At 72.4% G+C, this 6,008-nt stretch carries 6 protein-coding genes; 2 read left to right on the forward strand and 4 right to left on the reverse strand.

What is annotated here, in order from left to right:
- Positions 1-516: 516 nt before the first annotated feature.
- From BJP40_RS06905 to BJP40_RS06920, 4 genes are all read right to left on the reverse strand, one after another.
- Entirely contained in the window at positions 517-936 is a 420-nt protein-coding gene (locus BJP40_RS06905) for a Fur family transcriptional regulator (protein ID WP_071279482.1), read from the reverse strand.
- Between the two features lie 91 nt (positions 937-1,027).
- Entirely contained in the window at positions 1,028-1,909 is an 882-nt protein-coding gene (locus BJP40_RS06910; protein ID WP_071279484.1) for a metal ABC transporter permease, read from the reverse strand.
- 2 nt (positions 1,910-1,911) lie between these two features.
- A complete protein-coding gene (locus BJP40_RS06915) occupies positions 1,912-2,679 on the reverse strand; it encodes a metal ABC transporter ATP-binding protein (protein WP_071279485.1) in 768 nt (255 codons plus the stop codon).
- A gap of 31 nt (positions 2,680-2,710) precedes the next feature.
- Positions 2,711-3,808, reverse strand: a complete 1,098-nt coding sequence (locus BJP40_RS06920) for a metal ABC transporter substrate-binding protein (RefSeq protein ID WP_071279487.1) — start codon at positions 3,806-3,808, stop codon at positions 2,711-2,713.
- Between the two features lie 142 nt (positions 3,809-3,950).
- Between BJP40_RS06920 and BJP40_RS06925 the strand changes: the two genes are divergently transcribed.
- Positions 3,951-5,333: a glycine--tRNA ligase gene (locus BJP40_RS06925; RefSeq protein ID WP_071265074.1), complete on the forward strand. Its 1,383-nt coding sequence runs from the start codon at positions 3,951-3,953 to the stop codon at positions 5,331-5,333.
- Between the two features lie 426 nt (positions 5,334-5,759).
- Positions 5,760-5,927: a DUF6243 family protein gene (locus tag BJP40_RS34045; protein ID WP_175499804.1), complete on the forward strand. Its 168-nt coding sequence runs from the start codon at positions 5,760-5,762 to the stop codon at positions 5,925-5,927.
- Positions 5,928-6,008 lie beyond the last annotated feature (81 nt).

A 6,008-nucleotide genomic window follows, 5' to 3' on the forward strand; every position in this document is an offset into this window, starting at 1 on the left:
AGCGGTGTACGGCCTGTCGCGCGGCCGGATGCACCGGGCCCACGGAGCCCGCACGGCCATCGGCCCCGCAGGCCCGCGGGGCGGGGGTCCGGCGGCGTACGGGCGGGCCTGTGGCCGCGTACCGCCGGGCGAAGAGGCCCACCAGGGGATCCGCCCGGTCGGGCCGGGCGTCCGACACCTGCGGCGATCGGGCGGGGCCGCCCCCGCGCAGCCGGAACGCAGAGAGCCCCCGGCCGTCGGACAGGGCCGGGAAGCCTGCCCGGCGCAGTACGGGCCCGGCCGCGCACCGCACGGGGCGCCGTCCCCGGGAGGTGCCCGGTCGGCACCGGACGGCCGCCCGGCTGCACCCCCGGCACCGGACGGGTACGCGGAGTCTCCTTCGTGCAGGGCCCCTGGCACGGCCCGCCCGCCGGGCAGGGCAGCCGCCGGCCGGCTTCCGCGCGGTACGCACGAAGCCCCCGCCGGCCTCCGGGCGAAAGGCCGGTGGAGGTCGACGGGGGCACCGTGACGGTGTGGTCAGTCCTTCAGGGCCGCCGCGCAGTCCGCGCAGGTGCCGAAGATCTCGACCGTGTGGGCCACGTTCACGAAACCGTGCTGCGCCGCGATCGCGTCGGCCCACTCCTCGACGGCCGGGCCCTCGACCTCGACGGCCTTGCCGCAGCTGCGGCACACCAGGTGGTGGTGGTGCTCGCCGGACGAGCAGCGCCGGTAGACGGCCTCGCCGTCGCTCGTGCGCAGCACGTCCACCTCGCCCGCCTCAGCGAGCGACTGCAGCGTGCGGTAGACCGTGGTCAGCCCCACCGAGTCGCCGCGGTGCTTGAGCATGTCGTGCAGCTCCTGCGCACTGCGGAACTCGTCCACCTCGTTCAGCGCCGCCGCCACGGCGGCGCGCTGCCGGGTCGACCGGCCGCGTACGCCGGATCCTGCCGTCGCCACAGGTGTCTCCTTGCCCTCGGCCCGCTCGTTCACTTCGCTCGTACGTCGGGCCATTCTGCCAGGCCCGGTGCCGGGGCCCGCCAGCCGTGATTCAGACCCGCACCTCGTCCGCCTCCCCGGCCCCCCGGGGCGCGGGGTGCACCGCGGCCTCGGCCGCTCTGGCCCGTCGCCGGGCGAGCGGCGCGGCGAGCGCCGTGAACAGGACGAACACGCCGAGCGCCAGCAGCACGATCGTCGCGCCGGGCGGCACGTCCTGGTAGTACGTGGTCACCGTGCCGGTCAGGGTCACCGCCACGCCGATCAGCACCGACACCGCGAAGGTCGCCCGGAAGCTGCGCGTCAGCTGCTGCGCCGCCGCGACCGGCACCACCATCAGCGCACTGACCAGCAGCAGCCCGACCACGCGCATGGCGACCGTCACGGTGACCGCGGCGGTCACGGCGACCAGCAGGTTCAGCGCCCGCACGGGCAGGCCGGTGACCCGGGCGAACTCCTCGTCCTGGCTGACGGCGAAGAGCTGCCGCCGCAGCCCCAGCGACACGGCGACGACGAACGCGGCCAGCAGGCAGATCGCGACGACGTCCTCGTCCGAGACCGTCGAGAGGGAGCCGAAGAGGTACGTGACCAGCTTCGCGTTGGAGCCGGCGTCGGAGAGGCTCATCAGCATCACTCCGCCCGCCATGCCGCCGTAGAAGAGCAGGGCGAGGGCGATGTCACCGCGGGTCCTGCCGTACATCCGGATCAGCTCCATCAGCACGGCACCGGCGATGGACACCAGCGCGGCCGTCCACACCGGGTTCGCGGACATCAGGAAGCCGAGGCCGACGCCGGTGAGCGCGATGTGGCCGATTCCGTCGCCCATCAGTGCCTGGCGGCGCTGGACGAGGTGGATGCCGACGGCGGGCGCGGTGACACCGACCAGCAGGGCGGCGATCAGGGCCCGCTGCATGAAGGCGTGGTCGAGGAATTCCATGGTCAGGTCAGCAGTCCCGTGCGGAGCGGCTCGTCGGCCGCGTGCGGATGGACGTGGTCGTGGCCGGGCAGGGCGTGCTGCCCGACGGCTTCCGGAGGCGGCCCGTCGTGGGCGACGCAGCCGTCCCTGAGGACCACCGCGCGGTCGATCAGCGGCTCCAGAGGCCCCAGCTCGTGCAGCACGAGCAGCACCGTGGTGCCCTGGGAGACCTGCTCGCGCAGGGTGGTGGCGAGGACCTCCTGGCTGGCCAGGTCGACGCCCGCCATGGGCTCGTCCATGATCAGCAGTTCGGGCTCCGAGGCGAGGGCCCGGGCGATCAGCACCCGCTGGTGCTGGCCGCCGGACAGCGCGGAGACGGAGTCCTTGGCGCGGTCGGCGAGCCCGACGAGCTCGATGGCCCGCTCGACGGCGGCCCGGTCGGCCCGGGACGGCCAGCGCAGCCCCGTACGGGACAGCCGGCCCGAGGACACGACCTCGCGCACGGTCGCGGGCACCCCGCTGGCGGCGGTGGTGCGCTGCGGTACGTATCCGATGCGGGCCCAGTCGCGGAACCGGCGCAGCTCGGTGCCGAACAGCGCGATCCGGCCGCCGGTGAGCGGCACCTGGCCGATCACGGCGCGGACGGCGGTCGACTTGCCGGAGCCGTTGGCGCCGAGCAGCGACACGACCTCGCCGCGCCGCACGGCGAAGTCGATGCCGCGCAGGACGGGACGGGAACCGAGCGCCGCGGTGGCGGCCTCGACGGATATGACGGGCGGCTCGCTGGTCACCGTGCCTCCAGGGGGTTGCCGGGGGAGCGCGTCACTTCGCGCCGAGCGCCTTCTGCAGTGCGGCCAGGTTGGCCTCCATGACCGCGAAGTAGTCAGCGCCCGCGGACTTGTCGGTGATTCCCTCCAGGGGGTCGAGGACGTCCGTCTTCAGGCCGGTGTCCTTGGCGAGGGTCTTGGCCGTCTTGTCGCTGGCGAGCGTCTCGAAGAAGACGGTGGTCACCTTGTCGCGCTTGGCGACGTCCTGGAGTTCCTTGATGCGGGCCGGGCTGGGCTCGGACTCGGGGTCGAGGCCGGCGATGCCCTCCTGCCTCAGGCCGTAGCGCTCCGCGAGGTAGCCGAAGGCGGAGTGGGTGGTGATGAAGGTCTTGGTGTCGGTGTTCTTCAGCCCGGCGGTGAACGACGCGTCCAGCGCCTTGAGCTTCTTCACCAGGGCGTCGGCGTTCTTCCTGTAGTCGGCCGCGTGGTCGGGGTCGGCCTTGCCGAGGCTCTCGCCGACGCCCTCGGCGACCTCGGCGTACTTCGTCGGGTCCAGCCAGATGTGCGGGTCGGCGCCGCCCTCGGCCGCTTCGTGGCTGTGCCCCTCGGTCTCGGCCTCGTGGGCGTCGCCGTGCTCCTCGGCCTCGTGGCCGTGCGCGTCCGCCTCGCCCGCGTGCTCGTCGGCGTGGGCGTCGCCCTCGTGCTCGTGGCCGTGCTCGCCGGTCTCGCCCTCGTGCGCGCCGCCGTGGTCGTGGCCGTCGCCCCCGGTGCCGTGCACGTGCAGCTCGGTGAGGGTGGCGGCGTCCACGGTGTGCTCGACGCCCGCCTCCTTGATCGCGTCGTCGACGGCGGGCTGGACTCCGGTGAGGTGGAGGACGTAGTCGGCGCTCTCCAGCTCGACCCGCTGGCGCGCGGTGATCGTCTGGTCGTGGGGCTCGGTGCCCGGCTCGGTGAGGGTGGTGACCGCGACGTGCTCGCCGCCGATCTGCTCGGCCAGGAACTGCATCGGGTAGAAGGACGTGACGACGTCCAGTTTGCCGTCCTTGTTCTGCTCGCCGGCGGCGGAGGAGCCGCCGCAGGCGGAGAGTGTGACCAGGGCGAGGGCGGCGGCCCCGGTGGCGGTGGCGGCGGATATGGAGCGTCGTACGTTCATGACACTCATTTTCAACTTTGCTGGAAACGATTGTCAACAAACGGGTCAAGTGGCCCGCACCACCCACCGATTTGATCCCGGGGCCGTACGCGCCGCTAATGTGAGGCATTCGCTTCGTCGTCGTCGTAATGAAGAGAGCACCGTGGCCGCCGACAAGATCGACACCATCGTCAGCCTCAGCAAGCGCCGTGGCTTCGTCTACCCCTGCAGCGAGATCTACGGCGGTCAGCGTGCCGCCTGGGACTACGGGCCGCTCGGCGTCGAGCTGAAGGAGAACATCAAGCGCCAGTGGTGGCGCTACATGGTCACGTCCCGCGAGGACGTCGTCGGCATCGACTCGTCGGTGATCCTGGCCTCCGAGGTGTGGGAGGCGTCCGGTCACGTCGCCACCTTCACCGACCCGCTCACCGAGTGCACCTCCTGCCACAAGCGCTTCCGCGCGGACCACCTGGAGGAGGCGTACGAGGAGAAGCACGGCCGTCTGCCCGAGAACGGCCTCACCGACCTGAACTGCCCGAACTGCGGCAACAAGGGCATGTTCACCGAGCCCAAGCAGTTCTCCGGTCTGCTCTCCACCCACCTCGGCCCGACCCAGGACTCCGGCTCGGTCGCCTACCTGCGCCCCGAGACCGCCCAGGGCATCTTCACCAACTTCGCCCAGGTGCAGCTGACGTCGCGCAAGAAGCCGCCGTTCGGCATCGCGCAGACGGGCAAGTCCTTCCGGAACGAGATCACGCCGGGCAACTTCATCTTCCGCACCCGCGAGTTCGAGCAGATGGAGATGGAGTTCTTCGTCAAGCCGGGCGAGGACGAGCAGTGGCACGAGTACTGGATGGAGCAGCGCTGGAACTGGTACACGGGCCTGGGTCTCCGTGAGGAGAACATGCGCTGGTACGAGCACCCGAAGGAGAAGCTCTCCCACTACTCGAAGCGCACCGCCGACATCGAGTACCGCTTCCGGTTCGGCGGCAGCGAGTGGGGCGAGCTGGAGGGTGTCGCCAACCGCACCGACTACGACCTGAACGCGCACTCCCGCGCCTCCGGCCAGGACCTGTCGTACTTCGACCAGGAGGCCGGCGAGCGCTGGACCCCGTACGTGATCGAGCCGGCCGCCGGCGTCGGCCGCGCCATGCTGGCCTTCCTGCTGGACGCGTACGTCGAGGACGAGGCGCCCAACGCCAAGGGCAAGATGGAGAAGCGCACCTCGCTGCGGCTCGACCCGCGCCTGTCGCCGGTGAAGGTCGCGGTCCTGCCGCTGTCCCGCAACGCGGATCTGTCGCCGAAGGCCAAGGGCCTCGCCGCCGACCTGCGCCGGCACTGGAACATCGACTTCGACGACGCGGGCGCCATCGGCCGCCGCTACCGCCGCCAGGACGAGATCGGCACGCCGTTCTGCGTGACCGTCGACTTCGACACCCTGGAGGACAACGCGGTGACGGTCCGCGAGCGTGACTCCATGAAGCAGGAGCGCGTCTCCCTCGACCAGGTCGAGGGCTACCTCGCCTCCCGCCTGATCGGCTGCTGACGCACCGCACGCGTACGGCTCAGGCCCCCGGTTCCGGAAGGGACCGGGGGCTTCGCCGTGTGCCGGCGCCGCGAGTGCCGGCACGGGTCCGGCGCTGCGGGAGGGCGGCCAGGGCATCGGCGTCGCGGCGGTCCGCACGCGCCGCCCGCCGTCGACGGCCCGCCGAAGACCCGCCCGGCAGCCGTGACGGGTGCCTGCGCCCGTGACGCCCTCCCGTGACGCCGCCGGGGGGTGGCCCGGCGGAGGGCCGAGCGAGGGTCCACGGGACCGGAAAACAGGGTGCCGGTGCGTCGCCGGGTCGGTAGCGTGCTCCGCATGTACTCCTTCCTTCCGATCTACGAGTGAGAGTGCGCCGGGCCGCCTGAGCCCGCGACGCCCCGCCTGATGTGTCCAGGATCACTTCTCACCCCGAAGGGAGGCTCCGTCATGGCCAAGAACCGCAACAACCTGCTCGGCGTCGGCGGGCAGCGCAAGAAGCTGACCCGCGCGCAGCGGCAGGGCGGCGGCACCGCGTCCGCCGCCGACCGCCGGACCGCCGACGAGCAGCGGCAGGAACTGCTGAGGAAGATGCGCGAGCGCGCGCAGCAGGACTGACGCGCCGCCGCGGAGGCGGCAGCGGAGGGGCGGGGACCACGCTGGTCCCCGCCCCTCACGCCGTTCCCGGCGCCCCGGCGG

The sequence above is a fragment of the Streptomyces sp. CC53 genome, from assembly GCF_001865245.1.
In the GTDB taxonomy this organism is placed as follows: domain Bacteria; phylum Actinomycetota; class Actinomycetes; order Streptomycetales; family Streptomycetaceae; genus Streptomyces.